The organism is Kitasatospora sp. NPDC088351, from assembly GCF_040685575.1.
Taxonomy (GTDB): Bacteria; Actinomycetota; Actinomycetes; order Streptomycetales; family Streptomycetaceae; genus Kitasatospora.
In genome coordinates this window covers 33,068-59,394 of record NZ_JBFBIL010000009.1, presented here as the reverse complement: position 1 = coordinate 59,394, position 26,327 = coordinate 33,068, and the positions used below count along the sequence as shown (strand labels likewise).

The 26,327-nt window shown below is 73.6% G+C and carries 25 protein-coding genes; 6 read left to right on the top strand and 19 right to left on the bottom strand.

Features of this window, described 5'->3' with window-relative positions; all coding sequences use genetic code 11:
• The first annotated feature begins 20 nt into the window (after positions 1-20).
• Both AB0P06_RS09725 and AB0P06_RS09720 read left to right on the top strand, forming a co-directional pair.
• Positions 21-818: an IclR family transcriptional regulator gene (locus AB0P06_RS09725; RefSeq protein WP_363606422.1), complete on the top strand. Its 798-nt coding sequence runs from the start codon at positions 21-23 to the stop codon at positions 816-818.
• A gap of 318 nt (positions 819-1,136) precedes the next feature.
• Positions 1,137-1,676 carry a hypothetical protein gene (locus AB0P06_RS09720; protein WP_363606420.1) on the top strand — a complete coding sequence of 180 codons (540 nt, stop codon included), beginning with the start codon at positions 1,137-1,139 and terminating at the stop codon, positions 1,674-1,676.
• A 125-nt stretch (positions 1,677-1,801) separates the two neighbouring features.
• Here the strand turns inward: AB0P06_RS09720 and AB0P06_RS09715 are convergent, their stop codons facing one another.
• Positions 1,802-3,115, bottom strand: a complete 1,314-nt coding sequence (locus tag AB0P06_RS09715; RefSeq protein ID WP_363606419.1) for a lipase — start codon at positions 3,113-3,115, stop codon at positions 1,802-1,804.
• 343 nt (positions 3,116-3,458) lie between these two features.
• Here AB0P06_RS09715 and AB0P06_RS09710 point away from each other — a divergent pair, with 343 nt between their 5' ends.
• On the top strand, positions 3,459-3,788 hold the full coding sequence (locus AB0P06_RS09710; protein WP_363606418.1) for a MoaF N-terminal domain-containing protein: 330 nt from the start codon (positions 3,459-3,461) through the stop codon (positions 3,786-3,788).
• Positions 3,789-3,893: 105 nt separating this feature from the next.
• On the opposite strand, the gene AB0P06_RS09705 is transcribed toward AB0P06_RS09710, so the two are convergent.
• From AB0P06_RS09705 to AB0P06_RS09680, 6 genes are all read right to left on the bottom strand, one after another.
• Positions 3,894-5,036, bottom strand: a complete 1,143-nt coding sequence (locus AB0P06_RS09705; RefSeq protein ID WP_363606417.1) for an alpha/beta hydrolase-fold protein — start codon at positions 5,034-5,036, stop codon at positions 3,894-3,896.
• A gap of 300 nt (positions 5,037-5,336) precedes the next feature.
• Complete coding sequence (locus tag AB0P06_RS09700; RefSeq protein ID WP_363606415.1) at positions 5,337-6,251, bottom strand: phosphotriesterase; 915 nt, start codon at positions 6,249-6,251, stop codon at positions 5,337-5,339.
• Complete coding sequence (locus AB0P06_RS09695) at positions 6,248-6,682, bottom strand: carboxymuconolactone decarboxylase family protein (protein WP_363606414.1); 435 nt, start codon at positions 6,680-6,682, stop codon at positions 6,248-6,250. The genes AB0P06_RS09700 and AB0P06_RS09695 overlap by 4 nt, the downstream gene beginning before the upstream one ends.
• A gap of 17 nt (positions 6,683-6,699) precedes the next feature.
• Entirely contained in the window at positions 6,700-7,305 is a 606-nt protein-coding gene (locus AB0P06_RS09690) for a DUF4865 family protein (RefSeq protein ID WP_363606413.1), read from the bottom strand.
• A 75-nt stretch (positions 7,306-7,380) separates the two neighbouring features.
• On the bottom strand, positions 7,381-7,947 hold the full coding sequence (locus AB0P06_RS09685) for a TetR/AcrR family transcriptional regulator (protein ID WP_363606411.1): 567 nt from the start codon (positions 7,945-7,947) through the stop codon (positions 7,381-7,383).
• A gap of 230 nt (positions 7,948-8,177) precedes the next feature.
• A complete protein-coding gene (locus AB0P06_RS09680) occupies positions 8,178-9,197 on the bottom strand; it encodes an LLM class flavin-dependent oxidoreductase (RefSeq protein WP_363606409.1) in 1,020 nt (339 codons plus the stop codon).
• A 303-nt stretch (positions 9,198-9,500) separates the two neighbouring features.
• Here AB0P06_RS09680 and AB0P06_RS09675 point away from each other — a divergent pair, with 303 nt between their 5' ends.
• Positions 9,501-10,490 carry an aldo/keto reductase gene (locus AB0P06_RS09675; RefSeq protein ID WP_363606408.1) on the top strand — a complete coding sequence of 330 codons (990 nt, stop codon included), beginning with the start codon at positions 9,501-9,503 and terminating at the stop codon, positions 10,488-10,490.
• A gap of 95 nt (positions 10,491-10,585) precedes the next feature.
• Here the strand turns inward: AB0P06_RS09675 and AB0P06_RS09670 are convergent, their stop codons facing one another.
• From AB0P06_RS09670 to AB0P06_RS09645, 6 genes are all read right to left on the bottom strand, one after another.
• The gene (locus AB0P06_RS09670; protein WP_363606406.1) at positions 10,586-11,662 is read right to left on the bottom strand and encodes an LLM class flavin-dependent oxidoreductase; all 1,077 of its coding nucleotides are present in this window, start codon (positions 11,660-11,662) and stop codon (positions 10,586-10,588) included.
• A gap of 3 nt (positions 11,663-11,665) precedes the next feature.
• On the bottom strand, positions 11,666-12,571 hold the full coding sequence (locus AB0P06_RS09665; protein ID WP_363606405.1) for an ABC transporter substrate-binding protein: 906 nt from the start codon (positions 12,569-12,571) through the stop codon (positions 11,666-11,668).
• A gap of 80 nt (positions 12,572-12,651) precedes the next feature.
• The gene (locus AB0P06_RS09660; protein ID WP_363606403.1) at positions 12,652-13,359 is read right to left on the bottom strand and encodes an ABC transporter ATP-binding protein; all 708 of its coding nucleotides are present in this window, start codon (positions 13,357-13,359) and stop codon (positions 12,652-12,654) included.
• On the bottom strand, positions 13,356-14,216 hold the full coding sequence (locus tag AB0P06_RS09655; protein ID WP_363606401.1) for an ABC transporter permease: 861 nt from the start codon (positions 14,214-14,216) through the stop codon (positions 13,356-13,358). Before AB0P06_RS09655 ends, AB0P06_RS09660 begins: the two co-directional genes overlap by 4 nt.
• Positions 14,217-14,287: 71 nt before the next feature.
• The gene (locus tag AB0P06_RS09650; protein ID WP_363606399.1) at positions 14,288-15,310 is read right to left on the bottom strand and encodes an NrtA/SsuA/CpmA family ABC transporter substrate-binding protein; all 1,023 of its coding nucleotides are present in this window, start codon (positions 15,308-15,310) and stop codon (positions 14,288-14,290) included.
• A gap of 181 nt (positions 15,311-15,491) precedes the next feature.
• Positions 15,492-16,532, bottom strand: coding sequence for an ABC transporter substrate-binding protein (locus tag AB0P06_RS09645; protein ID WP_363606397.1), 1,041 nt, complete (start codon positions 16,530-16,532; stop codon positions 15,492-15,494).
• A 465-nt stretch (positions 16,533-16,997) separates the two neighbouring features.
• On the opposite strand from AB0P06_RS09645, the gene AB0P06_RS09640 reads away from it, so the two are divergent.
• Complete coding sequence (locus AB0P06_RS09640; RefSeq protein ID WP_363606395.1) at positions 16,998-17,780, top strand: IclR family transcriptional regulator; 783 nt, start codon at positions 16,998-17,000, stop codon at positions 17,778-17,780.
• Between the two features lie 105 nt (positions 17,781-17,885).
• On the opposite strand, the gene AB0P06_RS09635 is transcribed toward AB0P06_RS09640, so the two are convergent.
• The 6 genes from AB0P06_RS09635 to AB0P06_RS09610 form a co-directional block, all read right to left on the bottom strand.
• Complete coding sequence (locus AB0P06_RS09635; RefSeq protein WP_363606394.1) at positions 17,886-18,689, bottom strand: winged helix-turn-helix domain-containing protein; 804 nt, start codon at positions 18,687-18,689, stop codon at positions 17,886-17,888.
• A gap of 82 nt (positions 18,690-18,771) precedes the next feature.
• Entirely contained in the window at positions 18,772-18,900 is a 129-nt protein-coding gene (locus AB0P06_RS09630; protein WP_363606393.1) for a hypothetical protein, read from the bottom strand.
• Between the two features lie 527 nt (positions 18,901-19,427).
• Positions 19,428-19,976 carry an ATP/GTP-binding protein gene (locus AB0P06_RS09625; RefSeq protein WP_363606392.1) on the bottom strand — a complete coding sequence of 183 codons (549 nt, stop codon included), beginning with the start codon at positions 19,974-19,976 and terminating at the stop codon, positions 19,428-19,430.
• Between the two features lie 121 nt (positions 19,977-20,097).
• The gene (locus AB0P06_RS09620) at positions 20,098-20,565 is read right to left on the bottom strand and encodes a DUF742 domain-containing protein (RefSeq protein ID WP_363606391.1); all 468 of its coding nucleotides are present in this window, start codon (positions 20,563-20,565) and stop codon (positions 20,098-20,100) included.
• 8 nt (positions 20,566-20,573) lie between these two features.
• Entirely contained in the window at positions 20,574-20,993 is a 420-nt protein-coding gene (locus AB0P06_RS09615; protein WP_363606390.1) for a roadblock/LC7 domain-containing protein, read from the bottom strand.
• Positions 20,990-23,908 (bottom strand): nitrate- and nitrite sensing domain-containing protein, encoded by a 2,919-nt coding sequence (locus AB0P06_RS09610; RefSeq protein WP_363606389.1) that lies wholly within the window; start codon positions 23,906-23,908, stop codon positions 20,990-20,992. The genes AB0P06_RS09615 and AB0P06_RS09610 overlap by 4 nt, the downstream gene beginning before the upstream one ends.
• 578 nt (positions 23,909-24,486) lie before the next feature.
• Between AB0P06_RS09610 and AB0P06_RS09605 the strand changes: the two genes are divergently transcribed.
• Positions 24,487-26,316, top strand: coding sequence for an AMP-dependent synthetase/ligase (locus tag AB0P06_RS09605; protein WP_363606388.1), 1,830 nt, complete (start codon positions 24,487-24,489; stop codon positions 26,314-26,316).
• Positions 26,317-26,327 lie beyond the last annotated feature (11 nt).

Sequence of the window (26,327 nt, the reverse complement as noted above, 5' to 3'; positions counted from 1 at the left end):
CCACAGTGAAGGGAACGCCGGTGGTCGCCACCCCCGAGACCGCATCGACGACGGGCACGGACCGCGCGAGCGGCGGCGTGCAGTCCGTCGAGCGCGCCTTCCAGCTGCTGGAGGCGCTGGCCGACTCCGGGGGCATCGCGACGCTCAGCGAGCTCTCCACCTCCTCCGGTCTGCCCATGCCGACCATCCACCGCCTGGTTCGTACCCTCGTCCAGCAGGGCTATGTCCGCCAGGACACCACGCGCCGCTACACCCTGGGCCCCCGGCTGATCCGGCTCGGCGAGACGGCCGGCCGGCTGCTCGGCAGCTGGGCCCGCCCGTACCTGGCCGAACTGATGGAGGCCACCGGCGAGACGGCCAACCTGGCCGTGCTGGAGGGCGGTGAGGTGGTCTACGTCGGGCAGGTGCAGTCGCGGCGCTCGATGCGGATGTTCACCGAGGTCGGGCGACGGGCGCAGCCGCACTGCACGGGCGTCGGCAAGGCCCTGCTGGCGCAGCTGCCGGAGGAGGAGGCACGCGCCGTCCTCGGCCCCGACCCGCTGCCCGCGCACACCTCGTACACGCTGACCGACCCGCAGGAGCTGATGGCCCAGCTCGCCGAGGCGCGCGAGCGCGGCTATGTGGTGGACGACCAGGAGCAGGAGATCGGGGTGCGCTGCATCGCGCTCGCGGTGCCGGGCGCGCCGACCCCTGCGGCGATCTCGGTCTCCGGCCCGGAGGCGCGCATCCGGGCGCTGGAGGAGCAGGACGGCAGCTCGTCGCTGGTGCCGGTGATGCACCGGATCGCGACCCGGCTGGGACAGGTCCTCGCGCCCTGACGATCCGCCGGTCCGGCCGCCGGTGAACACCGGAAGTCGGGCCGGCCGACTTCCGGTGCGGGTTTTCCCCCGTTCGAGCGGCCGGGGGCGGGTTGCGGCAGCGGCGGGGAGCCGGTCGGCCAGGCTGTTGCGGACGCGGCCCGCGACGGCGCGGGCACCGGGAACGCAAGGGCAGGGTGAGCGGCGATGTCCCGCAGAGGATCCGTTCGTGGTTCGGTTCAGGGATCGGACGGGGGTTCGGCCCCGGGAACGTCGGCCCCGGGAACGTCGGGCCTGGGATCGGCGGGCCGGCGGGCCGCGGTGCGCGGCGCTGTCGCGGTGGGTTCCGCGCTGACGGCGGGTTGTGCGCTGACGGCACTGACGGCCGGGCCCGCCTGGGCCGGTCTGCAATGGCCGGCGACGGCCGCACCGTCGACCGCCCCCTCGGCCGGGCCCGGCGCCACGGCCGCGACGGCCTCCGACTCCGACCTGGAGGTCATCGGGCTGGACCCGGACCCCGCCGCACCCGGTGGCACCACCACGGTGCACGCCGTCGTCGGCAACCGCGGCCCCGACCGCACCGCCTCGCCGTTCACGGTGGTGGTCACCCTGCCGGCGGGCGTGACGCCGGAGGGCCCGTACTTCCCGGAGAACTGCGCCCCGTTCCAGGACGGCCACCGGGTGCACTGCACCTTCCCGGCCGGCCTGCCCGCGCTGCGGAGCGCGACGGCGCTGATCCCGGTCCGGCTGGCGCGCACCGTCCCGGCCCCCGGAACGCTGCTCGGGGGCTGGGTCTCGGTGCGCGGCGACGACGACCGGAACACGTCGAACGACAAGCAGCCGTTCGCGATCCCCGTCGTCGAGACGGAGATCCGCTGACGGAGATCCGCTGACGGAGACCCGCTGACGCGGACCGGCTGACGGCGAGCCGGTGACGGCGGCCCGGGCGTTGTCGCGCCCGGGCCGCCGGCGCAGGCGGCCGGTCAACAGGGCTCCGGGGCCGGTCAGTCGAGCCAGGCGTCCACCTGGCTCAGCGACTCCGGCGCCCAGGCCAGTTCCAGGTGGTTGAGCCCGGCGAGCAGCCGGGTGCCGCCGACCGTACCGATCCCGGTGGTGTCCAGCGCGCTCGCGGTGAAGACGATGCCGTCGCTGGGCCCCCGGTTCTCGTTGAGGACTCCCGGGATGTCGGCCGAGCCGCCCGCGAGCAGGTAGCCGCGGACGGCGGCCGGGACCCCGGCCCGCTGGAGCGGTCCGATCAGCGAACCGGCGTCGATGGCCGCCTGGATGCCCTGGCCCGAGGTGTAGAAGCCCTGGCCGCCGTAGTACGTCGTCCACCAGTCCTGGGCGGTGCCGTCCACCCCGTAGGTGCCGTCCCAGCGGGCGAGCAGCTGCCGCTGCCCCGGGTAGCAGTCGTGGCCGCCGCTGGGCAGCACGCCGAGGCAGGGCTGCGAGGTGTACGTGCCGTAGCAGGTCATGAAGAGGTGCGGGGACGGCGCGTTGGCGCTGCCGCCGCAGGCCGGCCAGGTCGCGAGCGAGAAGGCCCAGCCGTGGGCGTACACGTAGTCGAGGCCGCCGTTCGGGCCGCCGAGCGTGACCAGGCGGCGGACGTCCCCCGCGTATGCCCGGCCCCAGGAGGGGCGCACCGAGGAGACGTACGCGCGGGCCGCGACCTCGCCCTTGCTCCACGCGACCACGTCCACCTGGGGGACGCCGAGCCGGGCCCGGATCAGCGCGACGGCGTCGCCGACGGCCTGCGCCTGCATCAGGTTGTCGCCGTTCTTGTGGGCGAAGTTGATCGCGAAGACGCGGTGGCCGGTCGAGGCGAGGTACTGGGCCAGGCCGGTGGACGGACAGCCGGACGCACCGCAGCTGCCGCTCTCGCCGGGGTTGGCCCAGGCGCGGTCGGCGTTGTCGTTGGCACCGTGGACGAGCAGGACGGGGGTCTGGCGGCTGCCGGTGTCCCAGCCGGCCGCCGAGTAGAGCAGGAAGCGGCCGGAGAACGGTTGGCGGACGCCGCCGAAGTACGTGAGACGGGCGCCGTCCTGGTCGCCGCGGCCGTCGGCCGGGTACTGCTCGGCGTGGAAGCCGGCGGTGGTGTCCAGATAGCGCTCGACCTTGGCCCAGCCGTTACCGGGTGAGGGGTAGGTCGCCTCCAGGGTGAGCGGCGCGGCGGCCGAGGCCCGGGGCGGCGCGCCCAGCAGGAGGGCGGCCAGGGTGAGCAGGACGGCGGCGAGGGCGGCGGCCGGGCGTCTGGAGTCCCTGCCGTCGCGGACGGGGCTCATGCCGCTTGCGGCGTGCGGATCTCTGGCGGGGTTCATGGGCGGCTCCCTGGTCGGGCCCACGTCCCGGTGGGCCGGAGCCTGCACGGTACGGTCGGCCCGCCGGAGCGCCCATGTGCCGGTCGCACACCCGGCGGGCGGCCGTCGTGGCGCTTCGCGCCGTGGCGTCCCCGGGCTCCGGCGCCCCGGGGCCATGGCGATCCCCGTGCCGTGGTGATCCGCGCCGTGGGGACCGGTGCCGTGGGACCGGTGCCGTGGGACCGGTGCCGTGGGACCGGTGCCGTGGCGGGTGTCCCCGAGTACGCCGGGAAAGGTCGCCGGGTCGGATAAGTTGGAGGTCCATCCGTACCGCTCCGCACAAGAGACGAGGACACGCCCAACCATGACCGCGCCCCTGCCCGCCTTCGCCGGCCGTACCTATCTCTTCCAGGTCGACAACGGTGCGGCCTTCCGCAACGCCTACTCGGCCGACGGCAAGCGGCTGCGCTGGGAGGGCCTCGGCGAGTCGGCGGGCCAGTGGGAGGACGTGACACTGCACGTCGCCGAGGTCGGGCCGGAGCTGTACTTCGTCAGCTGGACCGAGCAGAGCGGCATCACCGTCAGCCATGTGATGGACCTCGCCAGGCTGACGGTGCGCGCCTTCTGGACGTACGAGGGCGAGGGTGGCCGGGTCGGCGAGCTGCACACCGGGACGCTGGAGCCGGTGGCCTGAGCAGGCCTTGAGCCGAAGCCCCGGCCCCGGCCCCGGCCCCGACGCCCCGCCGGAACCGGCCGGGGCTGTCAGGGGCTGTCAGGGGCCGGCAGGGCGGCCGGGGGCTCAGACCGGCTGGCCGGGCACCCGGAGGTGCTGGGAGAGCCACTCCAGCGAGGACGGCAGCAGCTTGCCCCAGGTCTCGAAGTTGTGGCCGCCGGTCTGCAGCATGCTGTACGACACCTTCATCGGGCTGTGCACGGCGGCCACGAACTGCTCGGTGTCGCGCCGGTATTCACCGTCGCCCTCCTTGGTGCCGGCCAGCAGCACGGACGCCTTGGGCTGGGGCAGGTTCTTCAGTCGCCAGATCAGGTCCGCCTCGTTGCGGCGCTGCTCGCTGCCCTTGAAGAGGTCACCGGTGGTCGGGTCGTCGGCCGCCTGGTAGTAACCGGAGAGCGAGACGGCGGTCGGGAAGACCTCCGGGTGGCGCATGGCCAGCTTGAGCGCGCAGTAGCCACCGGTCGAGTTGCCCATGAAGCCCCACGCCTGCGGGTCGGCGGAGACCCGGAACGACGCCTGGATCGCGGACGGGACGTCCTTGGTGAAGTACGTCTCGGACTGTGCGCCGCCGGGGATGTCCTCGCACTCGGTGTCCTGCGGCAGCGCGGGCGACGGGCGCATCAGCACCATCACGGTCGGCTGCATCTTCCCCTCCTGGAGCAGCTTCAGCGCCGCGCCCGGGTAGTTGAGGCGGGTCACCAGGTTCTTGGCGATGCCGGGGAAGCCGGTGCTGACGATCACCGCCGGGAACTGCTTCTGCGCGTACTCCGGCTGGAAGTACTGCGGCGGCAGGTAGACGTACCCCTCGGTGGAGAGCCGGGTGGTGGCCCCGTCGATCCGGACCTCGCGGATCTCCCCGGACTTTCCGGGGTCGCGGCCGAGCGCCCCGCCGCCCTGGACCTCCGCGTGCCCGATGGTCTCCACCCGCAGCCGGCCGGAGGCGTCCACCTTGTTCTGGATGACGACCGGGCCGTTGTCGCCGGTGCCGAGCAGGTCGTCCCAGCTGCTGTAGAAGGCGAAGTAGTTGTTCGCCACCAGGCCCAGCGCGGCGAGCACGGTGAGCTGGGTGGCGAGCAGCGTGCCGATCCGGCCGAGCACCGCCTGCCAGCTCCGCTTCGCCAGTCTCGGCCACAGCCAGACGGTGCCCGCCATCATCACGACGGCGATCAATACGGTCAGCGCCAGCACCTTGTGGCTCGTCAGACCCATGTCCTACTTGCTCCCACGCCTCGAACTCCCCGTCCCCGCCCCTAGGGCCTGTCCGACGGACAACCCCTAGGACATCCAGGACGGCCGCCCCGGTTCCCCCGCTCGTCGCGGAAGCCCCCGCCGAGGCGCGATCAACCACCCTAGCGGTCCGGGAGGCTGCCGCGGACCCGCCGACCAGCGGGTATGCGGGGTGACGGAGGCGACAGGAGCGGGACGGGGGCGCGGGTCGCCGAGGGCGCGCCGGTGGTCGCGGGCGCGGACCCGGCCCGCCGGATCACGAGGAACGAACGGGCCGGTCCGTCAGGGCGCCGCCCACTCGGCGGCGAAGGCGCGGGCGGGGTTGGCGGTGAGGAGCTGGTGCGGGAGGGCGGGGCCGAACTCGCGGGCGAGGCGGGGTGCGAGCGCGGTCAGGAGGTGGGTCGGGCCGGGGCTGTGGCGGGCGCCACGGGTGGTGGTGTCGCCGCCGAGGAGCAACTGGGCGGCGTGGCCGGCCTCGGCGAGGGCGGCGATGGTGTCGAACAGGTGGTGGTCGGTGGCGTGGTGGGCGCGGGAGGGGCCGTCCAGCGCGAGGTAGGCGCCGGAGGCGGCGAGGTGCCGGTGCAGCCGGAGGTCGGGGAGCCGGTTGAGGTGGCCGAGGACGATCCGCCGGGGCGGGACGCCGTACCGACCGCAGAGCAGGTCCAGGACGTCGGGCGCGGCGGTGCCGAGTTCGTGGTGGACCGCGATCGGCGCGCCGGTGGCGTGGTGCGCCTCGGCGGCGGCCGCCATCACCCGGCGGGTGTGCTCGCCGAGGCCGTGGTAGTCGCCGGCCACCTTGATCAGTCCGGCCCTGGTGCCGGCCGGCGCCCCGCGCAGGCCGGTGGTCAGCTCGGCGGTGAACAGCCCGGCCAGTCCGTCGTACAGGTCGGCGAGCCCGTCCGGGTCGTAGTGGACGGCCTGGTGCAGACCGGTGGCCGCGACGAGGTGGACGCCGGCGCCGCGCGACAGCCCGGCGAGCGTGGCGCCGCCCCGGCCCATGCCGTGCGGGGTCCACTGGACGAGCGCCCGGCCGCCGGCCGCCGCGAAGGCGCGCAGCACCTCGGCGGCGGCCCCCTGGTCGTCCAGTTCCTCGCCGGGCAGCCGGGGGCTGCGGAGGAAGAGGTGGTCGTGGGAGTCGCAGACGCCGAGTTCGGCCGGATCGAGGTCGCCGAGCACCGTCCGGACGGTGGCGGTCACGCGGCATCCGGGTCGGTGGTGTCCTCGGCCGCGGCGGCGTACTCGGCGAAGGCCGCGGTCGCGGCCCGCAGGCCCGCGAGCGCCTTGGGGACGCCGACGTAGGGCGCGAGGTGGACCAGCACCTCGGTGATCTCCTGCCGGGTGAGGCCGATCCGCAGGCTGTTGCGGACGTGGTCGGCGAGCTGCGGCTCGACGCCACCGAGGGCGGTGAGCGCGGCCAGGTTGGCGACCTGGCGGTCGCGCGGGGAGAGGCCGGGCCGCTGGTAGGTGCCGCCGAACAGGCTGGTGACGATCCAGTCGGGGAAGCCGGGTGCCACCTCGTCCAGGCCGCGCAGGGTGTCGGCCTGGGTCTGCGGTCCGGCGAGGTCGTTGAGCAGCGCGTAGCCGGCGGCGCGGTCGAGCGGGGCGGGGGTGAGGTCGGCGGGTTCCATCGGGTCGGGCGGTCCTTTCACCAGTGGCGGCCGGCGGGCAGCCGGTCGAGTTCGGGGCGGCAGAGGTGCAGTACGCGGTAGTGGACGCCGGGCTCGTCCTCGGGTGCGTCGCCGTGCCAGAGCGCGATCCGCAGCAGCTCCCAGCGGGCCGGGTCGACGGCGACGGCGGCCGTGTGCAGGCCGGGGTGGTCGGGCAGCCCGGCAAGGGCCCGCTCGACCGCCTCGGCCGGGTCCGCGTCCTCCGGGAGCCGTTCGATACGGCGGGTGGCGGCGGCCGGGCTCCCTGTCGAGGTGCCCCGGCGCAGTCCGGCTCCGAGCCAGTGCCGGACGGCCGGGCGGCCGAAGTCGGCGCTCACGCCCCGGAAGCCCGGGCCCCAGAGGAAGCTGTTCATCCCCTCGGGGGTGCGCCAGAGGTAGAACGGCGCGTACTGGTTGACCGGTGAGCCTCCTCCGGTCTCCGGCCGGGAGGCGGCCCCGCGTCGGCCGCGCTCGCGCACCAGGTACGCCTTGAGGCCGAGGCCGGGGTAGTCGTCGAGCAGGTGGCCCTTGTCGGCGACCCGCTTCCGGATGATCCCCATGTCGTAGTCGGCGGGGAGGGTGATCTCGTACTGCATGGCGTGCACGGGCGGTACCTCCGGAACGGCCGGGCGGGACGGGGCGGGGCAGGGCGGCGGGCGGTGCGACGCGGGGACCGGGCCTCAGCGGGAGCGGTGGGCGGCGAGCAGGCCGAGGGCGCCCCGGACGGCCTGCTCGAACGGTTCGGCGGAGCCGGCCGCGCGGGCGAGGACGTAGCCGCCCTGCACGACGGCGACCACCGCGGCGGCGGTGTCGGCCGGGTCGGCACCGGGGATCAGCTCGCCGGCGGTCTGCCCCTCGGCCACCAGTTCGGCCAGCCGGCCGCGCAGCCAGTCGAAGGTCTCCTCGACGGGCGCGCGCAGCCGCGGGTCGGCGATCACCTCCGGGTCCTGGGCCATCCGGCCGATCCGGCAGCCGCGCAGCACGTCGCGTTCGCGGTGCAGATAGGCCGCGATGCGGTCGTAGGCGGTGCCGGGCCCGGCCAGGTCGGCCTCGGCGACGGCGCGCAGCTGCTCGGCGCTGCGGCGCAGGGCGGCGGCGGCCAGATCGGGTTTGCCGTCGAAGTGGTGGTACATGCTGCCCTGGCCGACGCCCGCGCGCTGCTGGATGGCCTTGGGGCTGGTGCCGACGTAGCCGCGCTCCCAGAGGAGTTCCTGGGTGCTCTCGATGAGACGGTCCTGGGTTGCCATACCGGTCACTGTACATACCAGTAGGTACAGAACGCCAGGGGTGCACCGGGAACGGCCCGGCCGGGCACGACCCGACACACCCCGACAGATCCCGACAGGCCTGCCGAGGGCCGTGGGCCGCCCCCCGGCGGTCCACGGCCCTCCCTGTGATCGTCGTCCCCCGGAACGGCGGGCGGCATTCCCCCGGGCCCCGCGGTCCGGGTGAGGTGTACGTCACCCCCGAGGGGCCGTCAGGGCAGCTCCCGCCGGATCACCGGGGCGACCTCGCTCGCGAACAGCTCCAGCTGCTCGTGCTGGACGTCCTCGGTGAGCGAGTCCACGCCGATCCCGACGACCTCGTTGCCGAAGGCCTCGTGGTAGCGGTGGATCTTCTCGATCACCTGCTGCGGGCTGCCGACCAGCGCCGAGCCGCGCTCCAGCGCGTCCTCCAGCGACTCGAACGGCGAGTTGTTGTGCTTGCCGGCCGCCGAGTTGAACAGCGCGTCCCAGTACGGGCGGAAGCCCTCGACGGCATCCTGCGAGCGCCTGGCGATGAACAGGCCGCCAAAACTGGTGCCGACCCGGGCGTCCTTCGGGTCACGGCCGTAGTGCTCCCAGCGCTCGCGGTAGTGGTCCACCAGGGCCTTGTACTTGGCCAGCGGGTGGAAGGAGTTGGCGGAGAACAGCGGGTCCCCGTAGCGGGCCGCCAGGTCGGTGGACTGGGTGCTGGTGGCACTGCCGTGCCAGACCGGGATCGGGTCCTGGAACGGGCGCGGCGAGATGGTCGCGTCCTTGAGCGGCGGCCGGGTGCCGCCCTCCCAGGTCACCTTCTCCTCGCGCCAGAGCCGGCGCAGCAGAGCGTAGTTCTCGGCCAGCGCGTCCCACTGCCGTTCCTCGGGCAGGCCGAACAGGTCGAAGTGGCGCGGGTCGTTGCCCTTGCCGATGATCAGTTCGAGGCGGCCGCCGGAGAGTTGGTCGAGCAGGGCGTAGTCCTCGGCGACCCGGACCGGGTCCAGGATGCTGAGCACCGTCACGGTGGTGAACAGCCGGATCGTCGAGGTGCGGGCGGCGATGGCGCTGAGCAGCACGGGCGGCGCCGGGGAGAGGAACGGCTCGCCGTGCCGCTCCCCCACCCCGTAGCCGTCGTAGCCGAGTTCCTCGGCGGTGACGGCCTGGTCGATGACGTTGTGCAGCTTCTCGTTCGGGGTGCGCCGCACACCGGTGACGGGGTCGGGGCCGTTGGCGACGAGGGACGAGACGGTGAACCGCATGGCGGTCTCCTTGTGGGGCACTCGGTGGGAGTTCGGCGAGGACGGCGCGGCGGCCCGGGCTGAGCGCTCCGGACACGGCCGCGCTCACCCGGGGGCGGCACCGGGGAGGGATCGCGCGGAATCGGCTCGGTGGCGGCGTCAGCGCGAGGTGCTGCGGGGACGACAACAGCGCAGGGGTGCGGCGTACACGGACATACCGACTCTCCCTCGCCTCGCACACACACGATCCACCGCGAGCATATGCACCGCTCAGGAACGGGGCAAGAGCTTGATCGGAGGGCCGGGGCTGGCAGGATGTCCGGCATGACCTACCTCGCGGCGGATGACCGCTATGCCTCGATGACCTACCGCCGGGCCGGCCGCAGCGGCGTACAGCTGCCCGCCGTCTCACTGGGCCTGTGGCACAACTTCGGTGACGCCCAGCCGCTGGAGGTGCAGCGGGCGGTGCTGCGCCGCGCCTTCGACCGCGGCATCACCCACTTCGACCTGGCGAACAACTACGGCCCGCCGTACGGCAGCGCCGAACGCAACTTCGGCTACCTGTTCGCGCAGGACTTCCGTCCGTACCGGGACGAGCTGTTCATCGCCACCAAGGCCGGCTGGGACATGTGGCCCGGCCCGTACGGGGACGGCGGCAGCCGCAAGTACCTGCTGGCCAGCCTGGACCAGTCGCTGGGCCGGATGGGCCTGGACTACGTCGACATCTTCTACTCGCACCGCTACGACCCGGACACTCCGCTGGAGGAGACGATGGGCGCGCTGGACTCGGCGGTGCGCGCGGGCAAGGCGCTGTACGCGGGCATCTCCAACTACCCGGCGGAGCAGCACCGGAAGGCGGTGGAGATCCTGCGGGAGCTGGGCACGCCGGTGCTGATGAACCAGTCGGCGTACTCGATTCTCAACCGCTCCGTGGAGGAGGGCGTGCTGGACGCGGTCGGCGAGACCGGGACCAGCCTGATCTCCTACTCCCCGCTCGCCCAGGGGCTGCTGACAGACCGTTACCTCTCGGGCGAGGTGCCGGCCGGATCGCGGATGTCGGTCGGGCACTTCCTGAACAAGGAGGCGCTGACCGGCCCGAAGCTGGAGCAGCTGCGGGCGCTGAACAAGGTGGCCGAGCGGCGCGGGCAGACGCTCGCGCAGCTGGCGCTCTCCTGGGTGCTGCGCGACGAGCGGGTGGTGTCGGTGATCATCGGCGCCAGCTCCGTCGCCCAGCTGGACCAGAACATCGACGCGCTGAACGGCGGTCCGCTGACGGCCGAGGAGCTGGCGGAGATCGACCGGCTGAGCCGCTGAGGACGGCGCGCGGCGCGGCCCCGGCGCCCCCGGGTGGGGCGTTCGGGCCGCGCCGCGTGACCTGGCCGGCGCCGTTCACCCTGCTGACCGGTGCGCTACCGGCGGGTGACGCCCAGCGCCGGTAGCACCGTCTCGGCCACCCGGTGGGCCTCTTCGAGCAGCGGGTTGCCGGAGAGTATGAAGGTGTCCACGCCCAGCGACTCGAACTCCTGGAGGCGTTCGATCACCTGGGCCGTCGAGCCGACCACCGCCGTACCGGGACCGGGGCGGAACAGGCTCATCCCCGGCCAGAGGTTCGGGTAGCTCTCCAGCTCCCGGGCGCGGGCCGGGACCTTGCCGCCGTGCTGGCGGAACTGGCGCTGCCAGCCGACCCCGTCCTCCCCCTTGGCACCGCCGAGCTGGCGCGCGTAGGTGGCCTCGCTGGTGACGTCGAGCAGCCGGTCCGCGGCGGCCCAGGCCTCGTCCTCGGTGTCGCGGACGATCAGGTGCAGCCGCAGCCCGATCCGCAGGGTGCGCCCGTACGCGGCGGCGCGTTCGCGGACCAGGTCCAGCTTCTCCTTGAGCAGGTGCGGCGGCTCGCCCCAGGTGAGGTAGACGTCCACGTGCTCGGCGGCCATCTCGATGCCGGCCGCCGAACTGCCGCCGAACCAGAGCGGGATGCCGCCCGGCTGGACCGGGGTGAGCTCGCGCAGGCTCGCGCCGGCGTTCTTCAGGTTGTAGAACTCGCCCTTGTGGTCGAAGACTTCGCCCGAGGTGAGGCGCTTGACGATCGACCAGTACTCGGCGCTGAGCCGGTAGCGGTCGTCGTGCTCGACGTCCAGGCCGTACTCGCGCAGCTGCGCGGTGGAGCCGTTGACCACGTTGAACCGCAGCCGGCTGCCGTGCAGATGGTCGAAGCTGAGCGCCATCTTGGCCAGCAGGGTGGGCGAGACCAGCCCGGGGTGGATCGCCAGCAACGGCTTGAACGCCGGGGTGGTGGCGGCGGCCAGCGCGTTGCCGAGGTCCCACACGTCGTAGAGGTCGGTGGCGAGCAGGGCGCCCGTGTAGCCCAACCGCTCCACACTGCCCGCGAGTTGCTGGAGGTAGCGGAGGTCCGTCGGGCGGCGCCCGGCCGGCTCCCACGGGTAGTGGCCCTCGCGCGGGATGATGTACCAGAGGAATTCGGAGGCCACGACTCAGACCGCCTTGGCCAGTGCGGCGGCCACCGGGGCCTCCAGCGCGGGCAGATGGGCGTCGGCGACGGTCAGCGCGCGGCCGATGAAGCCGACCCCGTGGAAGATGTCCGCGGCCTCCTGCTGCTCGGCCACGAAGGCGGTCGTGGCGGGCTCCAGCCGCCACGGCAGGACGGCCAGCGCACTCTGCCAGTCCTCGGCGGTGCCACCGAGGTCGTCGGCGGCGATCGCGGCGGCCTCGGCCAGGTTGGCGGCCACCCAGGCGTCGGCCCGGCGCAGCGCGGCGCCGATCGCGGCCACCACCTCGGGGCGGTCGGTGGCGAAGTCCCGGCGGGTGAAGAAGACCGAGCGGTCGGTGATGAAGTCCCCGGTGCGGATCAGCTCGCGGAACTCCCCGGTCCGGCGGGCGGCGGCCAGTTCGGCGCCCTGGGCGATCCAGCCGGCGATCTCGCCGTCACGCAGCCGCTGCGCCGGGTCCTCCCCGGCGGCCGGGCGGACCGGGGTGATGTCGTCGGCGTAGGAGAGGCCCTCGGCGTGCAGCGCCTTGGCGAGCAGGTGGGTCTGCCAGGAACCGATGCCGAGGACGACGGTGCCGCCCCTGAGGTCGGCGACGGCCCGCACCGGACCGTCGGCACGCACCAGCAGCGCGCCGTGGTCGGGGCGGGGCGCGGAGACCGCCGCGTACACCAGGTCGTACCCGGCGGCCTGGGCGGTGACCGGCGGAGTGGAGCCGGTGCCGCCGAAGTCGATGGTGCCGTCGGCGAGCAGTTCGCCGGTGCGGGTGCCGTCCGCGTAGCGGTGGAACACGCCGGTCTCGCCGAGCGGGGCCAGTTCCTCGTTCAGGTAGTCCAGGCGGGAGAGGTAGTAGAGCGAGGGGTTGCTGGCGTGGACGCCGAGGGTGATGGCCATGGGGATCAACTCCATTGGTGCTGAGCGGGGTTGCTGGGCGGGATTGCCGGAAGGGTCAGGGTGGTTCGGGGCGGGTCGGATCAGTGGACGCCGAGGTCCGCGAGCAGTTGTCGGCGCAGCTCGGCGAAGGCCGGGTCGGCCGGGTCGCGGGGACGGTCGACGGTGACCCGCTCATCGCGGACGAGGTTGCCGTCGCGCAGGACGGCGACCCGGTCGGCCAGCCGGACGGCCTCCTCCACATCGTGGGTGACCAGCAGGACGGCCGGGCGGTGGCGGCGGACCAGGTCGCCGACGAGGTCCTGCATCCGCAGCCGGGTGAGCGCGTCCAGGGCGGCGAACGGCTCGTCCAGCAAGAGCAGTTGGGGCTCGCGGACGAGCGCCCGGGCCAGCGCCGCCCGCTGCGCCTCGCCACCGGAGAGGGTGGCGGGCCAGGCGTCGGCGTGCTTCTCCAGGCCGACCTCGGCCAGCGCGGTGAGGCCGGTCTCCCGGGTGGCCGCGCCACGTGGCAGGCCGACGGTGACATTGGCGAGCACCCGCTTGGAGGGCACGAGCCTGGGCTCCTGGAAGACCACGGTGCGCACCGGCGGAACGAGGACGGTGCCGCCGTCGGCCTTGTCCAGGGCTCCCAGGATCCGCAGCAGGGTGGTCTTGCCGGTACCGCTGGCACCGAGCAGCGCGACGAACTCCCCGCGCGCGATGGACAGATCGACGCCGTCGAGGACGGCCCGGGTACCGAACACCCGGCGCAGACCGCGGATGTGCACGGCGGGGGACGCGACGGTGGTCATCGGCCTGCTCCTTGGGTGGCCTTGCGCCAGGGCATCAGGAACCGTTCCAGCACACGGACGATGCCGTCGGCGGTGAGGCCGAGGAGTCCGTAGATCAGGATGCAGACGGCGAGGATGTCGGTGCGGGAGTAGTTCTGCGCCTGGGCCATCAGATAGCCGATGCCCTCGGTGGAGTTGATCTCCTCGGCGGCGATCAGCGCGATCACACTGAGCGTCATGGACAGCCGCAGGCCGGAGAGCAGCGAGGGCAGCGCGCCGGGCAGCACGACCGTACGGACGATCGCCCAGCGGCCGAGGCCGAAGCTGCGCATCGCCTCGATCAGCTTGCGGTCGGTGTTGCGGACGCCGCCGGAGGTGGAGACGTACATCGGGAAGCTGGTGGCGACACCGATCAGGGCGATCTTCGCCGTCTCGGTGATGCCGAACCAGACCATGAAGAGCGGCACCAGGGCGAGGAAGGGCACGGTCCGCAGGACCTGGACGGCGGAGTCCAGCAGTTCGTCGCCGAGCCGGAAGAACCCGGTGACCACGCCCAGCACCAGACCGGTGGCGGCTCCGAAGACCAGGCCCAGGCCGGCCCGGGTGAGCGAGACCGCGAGGGCGTCGGTGAGCTGGCCGTTGCCCCAGAGCTCGCCGACCGCCTCGGCGACCTGGGCGGGCGAGGCGAGCACGTCCTGGGTGAGCACGCCGGTGGCGGAGGCCAGGGCCCAGCCGCCGAGCAGGGCGAGCGGGCCGATGGTGCGCAGGATCACGGCGAGGGCGCGCGGGCGGGGCGCGGGCAGCCTGGTCCGGGGGACGACCAGGCCGGCTTCGAGGGCGGCCGCGGTGTCGGCGGGGGTGTGGCCACCGGCGGCCACCGGTGCCGCCTCTGCCGGTGTCGTTGCGGCCGGTGTTGCCGCTGGTGTTGCCGCTGTCGAGGGGGCAGGGCTCACTTGGCACCGTCCGCGATCTTGCTGATGTCGATCAGGTACGGCTTGACGTCGACCGGCTGCTTGGTGACCTTCTGGTCGGCGAAGAACTGGGCGACGGTGCCGAAGCGGGCGATGTCGGCGTCGGCGATCACGTCGGCGGTCGCGCCCTGCTTGCCGATGTTGACCGCGATGTCCTTCTCGGCCGGGGTGACGGCGGTCGGTCCGGAGTCGGTGAAGACGTTGAGGTAGGCGGCCGGGTCGGCCTTCTCCTTGAGGCCGTTCTCGTGCAGGTAGGTGTAGAAGGCCTTGACCACGTCGGGGTGCTTCTCGGCGAAGCCGTTGCGCACCGCCCAGACCGCGTAGTTGTCGGAGCCCACCTCCTTGCCGTTGACCAGGAAGTGCGCGCCGGAGTTGGCGATCGACGGGGTGGAGAAGGTGTTCCAGGTGGCCCAGGCGTCCACCTGGCCGGAGTTGAAGACGCCCGAGGTCTGGTCGGCGCGCAGGTAGACGCGCTCGACCTTGTCGGCCGGGATGTTGTTTTTCTCCAGCGCCTTGAGCAGCAGGTACTCGCTGGTGCCGCCCTGGGAGACGGCGACCTTCCGGCCGACCAGGTCCTGGACGGACTTGATGGGCGAGTCGTTCTTCACCAGGATCCCCTCGCCGACGCCGTCGGGGGCGGTCTGGGCGAACAGCTTGAAGCCGGGCTTCTGGGCGAGCGCGGCGACGGCCGAGGTGATCGAGCCCAGCGCGACGTCCAGCTGGTCGGCGGAGAGCGCCTGGGCGGCGGGGGCGAACGGGCCGGCGCTGCCGGTCCAGGAGACCTTGGCGTGGACGGCGGCCAGGGCCCGGTCCAGCGAGCCGTCCTTCTTGCCGAGGGCGAGGAAGCCGTTGTTGCCCGGGTCGGGCAGTCGCAGGACCACCTCGGCCTTGCCCCCGCCGTCGGCGGAGGCCTTGGCCCCGTCGGCGGACGAGCCGCAGGCGGCCAGGGCGGTGGTGGCGAGCAGCGCGGTGGCAGCGAGGGCGAGGCGGGGGGTCTTCACGGGTCAACTCCTGATGGATCGGCAGCTGGTCGGGGGCTGCTGATGACGGGCGGTGGCGGAGGGGTGGGCGGGCGGCGAGCGGGCGGGCGGGCGGGCGGGCGACAGGTGACGGGTAACAGAAAACGAAATCTGTTATCCGTCATCTGTTTCCTGTTTTCTGTTTTCTGTTCCCTGCCGCCCGTCAGTCGCGCACAGCCGCGCGACGACGGTCGAGCAGCTCGCGGGCCGCACGCAGCGGCTCGGGGTCGGTCCAGGCACGGATGTCGACGGCCGCGTCGAGGAAGCCCTGGCCGCGCAGGAAGCGCTCCTGCTGCTCCAGCAGACCGAGGCGCTCCTCGGAGAGGTCGAGATGCAGGGCGCGGTGGCTGCCCGCCACGTACGCCCCGGTGACGCCCTCGGCTCCGGCGCCGGTCTCGGCCTGGAGGATCCGGACCACCTCGGCGGGGTTGTCGACGGCCCAGTCGGCGGCGTCCAGCAGGACGGCGAGGAACCGGGCCACCAGGTCGGGGTGGTCGTCCAGCAGACGCTGGTGGACGGTCACCGGGCGGGGCGTGCCGTTGTTCACCCGGGTGCGGCGGTCCGGCGCGGTGTCCAGCTCGACGGCGACCTCGGCGCCGAACCGGCGGGCGGCCTCGACGGCGAGCGCACCCTTGACGTAGACCGCGTCCACCACACCGTCACGCAGCGCGGCGAGTTCGGCGGCCCACTGGCCACCTCCGGGGGCGGCCGGCACATCGACCAACTCGGCTTCGTCCAGGGTGAGTCCGGCGAGCGAGAGGGCGCCGTGCAGCCCGGCCAGGGCCATCGCCCGCCAGAAGTCGATACCGATCCCATGACGTGGGACGGCCAGACGCAGACCGCGCAACTGCCCGGGGGTGGTGATGCCGCTGCCGGCCCGGACCAGGACGACCTGGCGTTCCTCGATCCAGGTGAGGCCGATCAGCCGGGTCTGCTCACCGCGCGAACGGGCCCAGAGCGCCGGGACGTTGCCGCCCTCGCGGAACAGGCCGGTGAGGGCGTGGGTGTAGTGGTGGTCGGCGGCCACCTCCGGCGGCGCGTCCTGGAGCGAGCGGACGGTGATGCCGTCGGCGGCGAACTCCTTGGCGAGCCACCCCTGGTCGGCGGCGATGCCGGTGGCGGTGGGGACGGGGCAGCGAGTGAACCAGAGGGTGTCCGGGGCGGCTTCGGAGGTCGCCTGGGCGCTGGGGGCGTGACTGGGCACGGTGGTGGGGTTCCTCTGCAACGGGGAGTGCGCGGGCGCGGCTGGGCGCGGCACAGGGCGTGGAGCTTCAGGGAGTGCGGGAGGCGCGGGGGAGGCGTCAGCGACAACAGGCGCAGGGGGCGGGGCACCGGTGGGTCGTCACGGCGCTGCTCCTTCCTGCGGGTTCGGTGGTTCCTGTGGTCCTGCTCGGTAATGCTTGGTGCTGTTCGGTACTGCCCGGTACTGCTTGGTGCTGTTCGGTGTTGCTCGACACCACTCGGCCTTGCTCGGTCCTGCTCGGTGGCGATGTGCCGAGCGTTCCACGGCAAGGGAGCACGAAGCAAGCCTTTGCCACATGGTGGGATCACTTGTTCATGAACGCCATTCCATTGCAACGCCGCCGACACAATCCCGAAGCACTGGCTGCCATAGTCTGGAAGTGACTTCGGTGAACCAGCCGGAGCGTCGGACAGAACGCGAGGTGCCATGGCCGAGGCCGCCACCGCCGTCCAGAGCCCGCCGGCCGGTGCGCAGGCCGTCCAGCGGGCCCTCGGGCTGCTGCACTGTTTCCACGACAACGGCCCCGACCTGAGCGCCTCGGACCTGGCCCGCCGGATGGGCCTGTCGGTCTCCACCGCGCACCGGCTGGCCCGGACGCTGGTCAGCGCCGGCTTCCTGGAACAGGACGAGCAGACCGCCCGGTACCGGCTCGGCCCGGCCGTCGCCGAACTCGGCCAACTCAGCTTCCACCAGCGGGGACTGCACCTGGCCGCGCCGGAACTGGACCTGCTCGCCAAGCGCACCGGCGCCACCGCGGACCTGGCGATCCGCAGCGGGTCGCACGCGGTGATCCTGGTCGGCGCCTCGGTCCGCCCGGACACCGGGCTCGGGCTGCGCCGGCCGCTGCACTCCACCGCGCTCGGAAAGGTGCTGCTCGCCTGGCCGCGCCCGGGGGACGCGGGCGCGGCGGCGCTCGGCCCGCTGCACCCGTTCACCGACCGGACCATCACCGAACCGGAGCGGCTGGCCGAGGAGTTGGCGAAGGTCCGAATAGCCGGCTTCGCACTCAACGACGGCGAGTCGGCCGCCGGGGTACGCACCGCGGCCGTCCCGGTCCTGGACCGCTCCGGGCAGGCCCGGTTCGCCCTGGCCGTGCGCTCGACACCGGCCCACCTGACGGACGACCGACTGGACTGGTTCCTCGGGCACGCGCGGACCTGCGCGAGCGCACTGGCCGTCCTGTTGCTGCCGCCCGACCAGCGGGCGTGACCGGCCGCCCGTCGAGCGAATTTCCCTGACGTATCGTCAACGGGGCCGGGCGGGCCTGACGTCCGCGATGGACGAGCGGCCCGCCCGGCCTGGTTCAGCGGCGGTTCACGCCACCGGGGTGTACTTGTAGCCGACCCGACGGACCGTCACGATGCTGTCCCGGTAGGCTGATCCGAGCTTGCGGCGCAGCCGGGCCACGTGCACGTCCACCGTGCGGCCGTCGCCGACGTGGCCGTAGCCCCAGACGGCGGAGACCAGGTGATCGCGGGTGTGCACCCGCTGCGGGTGCTCGGTCAGGTGGGCCAGCAGCTCGAACTCGAGGTAGGTGAGATCGAGCAGCCGTCCGTCGACATAGGCGTTGCGGCGCTCCACGTCGACGGCGATGCCCCGGCCGGCGGGCCGGACCGGCCGGACCGCGGCGGGTCCGGAGACGGCGGCGGCCGCCGCGGCTCCGGTCGGCCCGACGGGCGGAGTCTGGACGACGGCGGGAGCCGTGACCGGGGCCACCACAAGCGGGTTCTCCGCGGGCACGAGCACCAGGTACCCGACCATCGGGTGCCCGGTCGCGCCGCCGAACTGCGTGCCGAACTGCGCGCCGTACTGGGCGAGCAGAGCCTGCGGCAACGCGCCCTGCGGGAGCGCGGCGACGACGGTGGCCCCCTCCGGCAGCGCGGCGAGCAGGGCCTGCGGCGCCTGCGGAGCCGGGGCGGTCTGCGGGGCCTGGACGGCGGACGGGTGCTGCGAGGCACCGGGGTGCGCGGAGGCGCCGGGGTGCTGGGGAACGGCCGCCGGGCGCTGCGGGGCGGACCCGCCGTGCCATCGTTCGGCGGTCGGGGGGAGGGAGCGGACCGCGCGCAGGTGCGGGGTCGCGGCGGGCAGGGGAAGGGTGGCCGTGGAGGAAGAAGACATGGTGCCGCTCATTTCGCGCGTGACGGACGGGGTGGAGTCGTCTGCGCGTCGACCGGGCGAACTGCCGGGGGCTGATTTGAGGTCAGCGGGCGGAGAGCCGGGACGCGCTGGGCGAACCCGGACACGTCTGGTCGAACAGGTGCGGCTGCCGGGACGGCCAGAACGGCTCGAGGTCGGAGTGACCTCGGCTGCTGTCCACGACGTTGTTCATGCACGTATTCAACCATGTGAACGGACCGTTGCAGCGCACCGGGAGTGTCGCCCCCGTCACGCGGACGGTAGCGGCGGCAGGGCTGGAGCTGGGGCAGGCGAGGTTCACTGGTGCTCTCCGCGAAGCGGGCCGGGGCAGGTGCGGCGCTCCGGACGGGGTGTCCGGTACGGCCGGGTCGACGAGTTGACGGAACGTCAGGAACGTCGGGAAGGGATGGCCCGGTCGACCCGGCGGGCTGTCGACGGACCGAGGGCGGGCTGACCGGTCACCGACAGCAGGCGCTGCAGATGAGCGCGTGGTCGATGTACCGGCGGATCGTCAGCGTCGGCGTGACGGGGGTGGGCACGGTGACGGCACGCCGGTGGTCGACGGTCACGGTGCTGCCCTCCCCCACGGTCTCGGTACGTCCCGGCGGCAGGGCCGGACGGCTTTCGCCCACTGAGCCTTCCACGCCGCGCCGGTCAAGGCAACCTTCCATGCGCCGGACGTCCGGGATTCGGACGGCCGAATGAGACGGCGCGGTCGGCTCAGGCTCCCGCCGACGCCCCTCGGCGGCGTACGGCGGCGTGCTCGACCAGCGTGACCAGCAGCTCCTTGCCGTCCTCGCGGCGCCGGGCGTCGCAGAGCAGCACCGGGATGTCCGCGTCGAGGTCGAGCGCGTCGCGGACCTCCTCGGGGGAGAACACCTCGGTACCGTCGAAGCAGTTCACCGCGACCACGAAGGGGATGCCGCGCTGCTCGAAGAAGTCCACCGACGGGAAGCAGTCCGCCAGCCGCCGGGTGTCGGCCAGCACCACCGCGCCGAGCGAGCCGCGCGCCAGCTCGTCCCAGACGAACCAGAACCGGTCCTGGCCGGGGGTGCCGAACAGGTAGAGAGCGAGCCCGGGCCGCAGGTCGATCCGGCCGAAGTCCATCGCCACCGTGGTGGTCCGCTTGGCCTCGACACCCGCGGTGTCGTCCACCGGGCGGCCCAGCTCGCTGAGCTCCTCCTCGGTGCGCAGCGGGCGGATCTCGCTGACCGAGCCGACCAGCGTCGTCTTGCCCGCGCCGAACCCGCCCGCGACGAGGATCTTCACGGCGACGGCCGGTCCGCCGCGCCAGCGCGGATCGTTGGCCCCCGGGCCGGCGGGAACGGCGGCACCGGTACTACCGGCGGCACCGGGACCGGGACCGGAAAAGGCGGCGGAAGCAGCGGCGTCAGAGCGCACGGAGTCCATTGATCACGTCTCGCAGCAGGCGCTCGTCCGGCAGCTCGGCGAGCGGAACGGGTCGGGTGACGCTGATCAGCTCGGCGTCGTAGAGGTCGCCGAGCAGCACCCGGACCACACTGACCGGCAGGTCGGTGTAGGAGCCCAGCTCGGCGACGGACAGCGGCTCCCGGCGGCACCAGGCCAGGATGGTCTGGTGCTCCGGGTCGAGCACGTGCGCGGGCACGGCCCCCGAACCGGGTCCGGGCTCGACGGCGGTGATCAGCGAGATCAGGTCGAACAGGCCGTCCTCGACCGGTCGGGTACGGCCCCGGGTCATCGAGTACAGGCGCACCACCGGGCCGGCGTCGTCGTCGAACCAGCGCTCGTCGACCGGGGTGCGCGGCCGGAACAGGTCGACCTCGGGCTCGTCCCCGCCCGGGTCGTCCCGCTCCCGCCTCGGCTCGTCCTCCGCCATCGGACCGCTCATCTCCCCGGCGGGGCGGTCTCGGTGCGCGGCTCGGCGGCCAGGTGCTCACCGACCCGCTTGACCAGCAGGGCCATCTCGTAGGCGATCTGGCCGATGTCCGCCTCGGCCTCGCTGAGCACGGCCAGGCAGCTGCCGTCGCCGGCGGCGGTGATGAAGAGGAACGCCTCGTCCAGCTCGACCATGGTCTGCCGGACGCCGCCGACCTTGAAGTGCCCGCCGGCGCCCTTGGCCAGGCTGTGGAAGCCGGCCGCGACGGCGGCCAGGTGCTCGGCGTCCTCGCGGTCGAGGTCGCGGGACGCCCCGGTGGCCAGTCCGTCGCTGGACAGGATCACCGCGTGCCGCAGGGCCGCGACGCGCCCCACCAGGTCGTCCAGAAGCCAGTTGAGGTCCCCGGACGGCTGCGTCGAAGTGGTCATGAATCTGTTCCTTCCGCTGGAGCGGGTGGTGCGGGTGGTGCGGGTAGTACAGGTGGTGCGAATCGTGCCGGCGGTGCGGGTGGTACGCGGCGCGCCAGGGGGGCCGACGCGCCGCCGGACGGCGCGGGCAGAGCGGCCGGCGCGGGCGCCGGGGAGATCGCCCGGCGGGCCGGGTCGGGCGGGCTCCAGGTGGGTACGGCGGCGGGCCGGACGGACGATCGGGACGATGCGGCCGGCGTGCCCGAGGCAGGCGGGGTGCCCGTACCGCGGCCTCGGGTGAAACCGCGCTGGAAGGAGGCGAAGGTCGCCCGCGCCTCTTCCGGCGAGCGCTCGCGGGCGGATTCGGCACCGGCCGCGGCCCGCTCGGCCTCCTGTCCGGCACGTTCCTTGAGCTGCGGGGCGAGGTTGGCCTGCCGGATGCGGCGCGGCAGGGCACCGTCGGCGGGCCGCCGGTCGGCGGGGCCGGAGTCCGCTGGTCGGGAGCCCACGACACCGGGGTCCACCGGGCCGGCGTCGGCAGGACCGACGTCAGCAGGACCGGAGCCCGCCTGCGGCACACCCGTCCGGCGGTGCCGGCCGGTGCCGGACACGGTCTCACCGTTCGGCGCGGGCACCAGCACCGGCCCGCCCTTGACCCGCGCCCGGCGCGGCAGACCTCCCGGCGTCCGGGTCGGTTCGGGCGCCGACGGACGCGGCCCGCCACTCCCCCGGTGCCGCCCGCCCTGCGCCGCCTCGGCCGCACGGCCGCCGCCCCGGGCACCATCGGCGCCCTCCGCACCGAAATCGCCGGAATCACCTGAATCACCGAAATCGCCGAGGCCACCGGATCCGCCGACCTCGCCGAGGCCACCGCCCTCGCCGCCCAGCGCGGGCACGGCGACCAGGTCCCGCTGGCCCCGCCGGGCCTGGGCGGCCCTGGCCTGGGCGGGCCTGGCCTGGGCGGGCCTGGCCCTGCCGCCGACGGCGGACGCGGCGGACACGGCCGACGCGGCGGCCGGGGGTTCGGGCAGTCCGTCCGGCGCCTCCGCCAGCAGCTCGCGCGGGATCAGCACCACCGCGGTGGTCCCCCCGTACGGCGAGGGCCGCAGATGGACCCGGATGCCGTGCCGCCGGGCCAGCCGGCTGACCACGAACAGCCCCAGCCGGTCGGTGTCCGCGAGGTCGAACTCCTGCTCCACCGCGAGCCGTTCGTTGATCTCGCCGAGTGCCTGCTCGCTCAGTCCGAGCCCCCGGTCGTCGATCTCCAGCGCGAAGCCGTGCGCCACCACCTCGCCCTGGACGGTGACCTGGGTGCTCGGCGGGGAGAACACCGCCGCGTTCTCGACGAGTTCGGCGACCAGGTGGGTGACGTCCGCGACCGCGCTGCCGAGCAGCCCGGTGCCGGGGAACGGCCGGACGGTCACCCGGGCGTAGTCCTCCACCTCGCCGACGGCGGCGCGCACCACGTCCACCATCCGCACCGGCTTGCGCCAGGCACGCCCCGGCGACCCGCCCGCCAGGATGATCAGGCCCTCGGCGTGCCGCCTCATCCGGGTGGTGAGGTGGTCGACCTTGAACAGGTCCTCCAGCTCCGCCGGGTCCTCGGTGCGGCGCTCCATGGTGTCCAGCAGGGTCAGCTGGCGGTGCAGCAGCACCTGGCTGCGCCGGGCCAGGTTGACGAAGACCGCCGCGACGCCGCGCCGCAGTTCGGCCTGCTCGACCGCGGCCTCGACGGCGGCCCGCTGCACCGCGTTGATCGCCCGTCCGACCTGCCCGACCTCGGCCGGCCCGAACTGCAGCTCCGGCGCCTCGGCCGCGACGTCCACCGCCTCGCCACGCCGCAGCCGCAGCATCACCGAGGGCAGCCGGGTACCGGCCAGTTCGTTCGCCGCGTTGCGCAGGCCGATCAGCTCGCGGACCATGCCGCGGCCGATCCGGTACGAGATCATGATCGAGAGCACCACCGCGACCAGGCCGATCGCACCGGCGATGCCGCCGCGCCAGAGCAGCCCGATCGCGTACGAGCGTTCGCGGTCCCCGAGGCTGCCGGCCAGCCGGGAGTTGATCGCGGCGAGGTCGTCCAGCGCCCGCTCGGCGGTCTCCCGCCAGGAGTCGCCGCCGATCGCCCGGACCACCCGGTCCGGGCCGCCGGCGCCCACGAAGTCGGCCTCGGCACGGGCCAGCGCGGCCCACGCCTCGCCGCCGCGCAGCGCGATGTAGTCGGCCTGGTCGACCGGGTCCAGCTCGGCGATGTAGACGGTGAACAGGGCCTGCTGGTTGTGCAGGGCGTCCAGCGCCACCTGGTACTGCTCGGCGGTGACCCGGCCGGTGGTGGTGCGCAGCCCCTCCATCGCCGCGTCCTCCTGCGCGAGGTACTCGCGGGCGCGCACCAGTTCGTTCAGGATCGTTCCCTGGCGGGGCAGTTGGCCGCTCTGGCGGGCGACGTAGGCGGACCGGAAGCCGAAGGTGGGCTTGATCAGGTCGCTGTACTGACCGAGCGCGAACTCCCAGTTGAGCGCCGTACGGTTGATCTGGCCGCGCAGCGGGGCGAGTTGGTCGGCGGCGGCGAGGATCTGCACATAGCGGCCGCGCTGGGCCGCGTCCAGCCGGCCGGCCGCGCCACTGTCCTTCTTGACCCGCAGGACGGCGAGGTCACGGTCGGTGACCGCCTGGGCGTGCTCGAAGGCGTCCCGGGCGGCCCGCGAGCCGGGGTCCGCCAGCCGCTGGACGGCGGCGCGGCGTTCGTTCTGCAGGTCGTCGGCGTACCGGTCGACCGGCGTCCCGAACTCCTTGTACGTACTGCTGACCTCCAGCTGGGTCCAGACGTCTCCGGTGGTGGCGAGCGTCGCGTACACCCACAGGGCGGTGAGCGCGACGATGGGCACCAGGAGCAGCGCGATGATCTTCGCGCGGATCGAGCTGCTGCGCAGACGCATGGAGTCCTCGGTCGGGAAGTGCCAGGCGCGGACGGGGAGCGGTTCGAGGCTTCGGGAGCCCGGACGGAGGTCGGCTGACGGTCGGCTGGGGGTGGTGGCTGCGGGTCGGCTGTGTGTCAGGATCTCGGCCGGATCACAGTCGGATCGCGGCGAGATCGCAGTGAGATCGCGGTCGGCTGGAGGCCGGCTGGAGGTCGGTTCGCGGACGGGTCGTGGGCGGGTCGTGGACGTCGGATCGGGCCCGGCCGGGAGGGCCCCGGTCGCAGGTCTGCGAGAGCCTACTACGCCCTGACCACTCGTTCGAGGGTCGAATGCCCACTCTTCGCACCCCCGCCCTGATCATGTCCGAATCATCCCCGACATCCCGGATTCACCCATCACGCGCCCTGCCCGGACCGCTCCCCCCGGCGGCACTTTCCCCACGCGCCGGTGCCGATCTCGTCGCGTCACGGTCACAACCCTGGGCAGTGGCAGAGCAATCCGATAGTTTCGCTGCACCTGCCCGACCGTCCAGCGCGCCGCCGATCCGGACGCCCCACGGGCCCGGCAGGCAGGGCCGCAACAGGATCGGGGGCGATGTGCGCGAGTTCACCACCCCCGCCCTGGACCGGCCCCCGGCCGCCGGCGGACTGGCCGACTCGCTGTACGACACCGCCGAACGCACGCCCGAACTGGTCCAGCTGGCCCGCCAGGACGAGGGCTCGCAGGAGTGGCGCGAGGTCACCGCGCTGGCCTTCCGCGACGAGGTGCTGGCGCTCGCCAAGGGCCTGCTGACCCGGGGCGTGCGGTACGGCGACCGGGTCGCCCTGATGTCCCGCACCCGCTACGAGTGGACGCTGTTCGACTACGCGCTGTGGTCGATCGGCGCGATCCCCGTCCCGATCTACCCCACCTCGGCGGCCGAGCAGGTCCGCTGGATCCTCGCCGAGACCCAGGCGGTGGCCTGCGTGGTCGAGGACGAGGACCACGCCATGACGATCGGCGCGGTCTGTGACGCGCTGCCGGACCTGACCGGCATCTGGCAGCTGGACCGCGACTGCGTCACCGCGATCACCGAGGACGGGCGCGGGGTGCCCGACTCGCTGGTCCACCGCCAACGGCTCGGCGTCGCCGCCGAGAACATCGCCACCATCGTCTACACCTCCGGCACCACCGGCCCGCCCAAGGGCTGCCTGATCACCCACGCCAACCTGACCGCCGAGGCCGACAGCCTGATCGGCGGCTGGGCCGACGTCTTCCAGGACACCGGCGGCGGCCAGCCGTCCACCCTGCTCTTCCTCCCGCTGGCACACGTCTACGCCCGGGCCGTGCAGGTCGCGGCGATGCGCGGCGGGTTCCGGCTCGGCCACCTCCCCGAGGTCTCCACCGACGTCCTGTTACCCGCCCTCGCCTCCTACCGGCCCACGTTCCTGCACGCCGTGCCCTACATCTTCGACAAGATCTTCCAGCAGGCCCGGCGCTCCGCCGAGCGGGCCGGGCGGGGCGAACTCTTCGAGCAGGCCCGGCAGGTGGCCGTCGACTGGGCCGCCGCCCGGGAGCGCCGCGCGTTCGGCCACGGCCCCGGCCCGGGCCCCAAACTGCGGTTACGGCACCTGGCGTACGAGCGGACCGTCTACCAGCGGCTGCGGTCCGTGCTCGGCGGACGGGTGCGCACCATGGTGTGCGGCGGCTCGACGCTCCGGCGGGAGCTCGGCCTCTTCTTCACCGGCATCGGCCTCAACATCTACGAGGGCTACGGCCTGACCGAGACCACGGCCGCGATCACCGCCAACCCGGCCGGGCGGCAGAAGCTCGGTACGGTCGGCCACCCGCTGCCCGGCGCCTCGGTGGCCATCGCCGACGACGGCGAGGTGTGGGTGCGCGGCGGCAGCGTCTTCGGCGGATACCTCAACCACCCGCGCTGCACGGCCGAATCGCTGCACGACGGCTGGTTCGGCACCGGCGACCTCGGCTCCCTGGACGAGGGCGGCTACCTCTCCATCACCGGCCGCAAGAAGGACCTGATCGTCACCAGCAGCGGCAAGAACCTCGCCCCCGCCGCCCTGGAGCAGCGGGTCCAGGCGCATCCGCTGGTCTCCCAGTGCCTGGTGGTCGGCGACGACCGCCCGTACGTGGCCGCGCTGATCACGCTCGACCCGACGGCGCTCGCGCACTGGCTGAAGAGCCACGGGCGCGGGCAGCTGGACACCTGGGCGGTGCTCGCCGACGAGGAACTGCACGCCGAGATCCAGCGGGCGGTGGCGGCGGCGAACACCGCGGTCTCCCGGGCCGAGTCGATCCGCGCGTTCCGGCTGCTGCCAAGGGAGTTCAGCCAGGCCCAGGGGCTGGTCACGCCCTCGCTGAAGCTGCGGCGAACGGTGATCACGGAGTTCCACCGCCAGGACATCGAGGAACTGTACCTCCCCTGACGGTTCGTCTT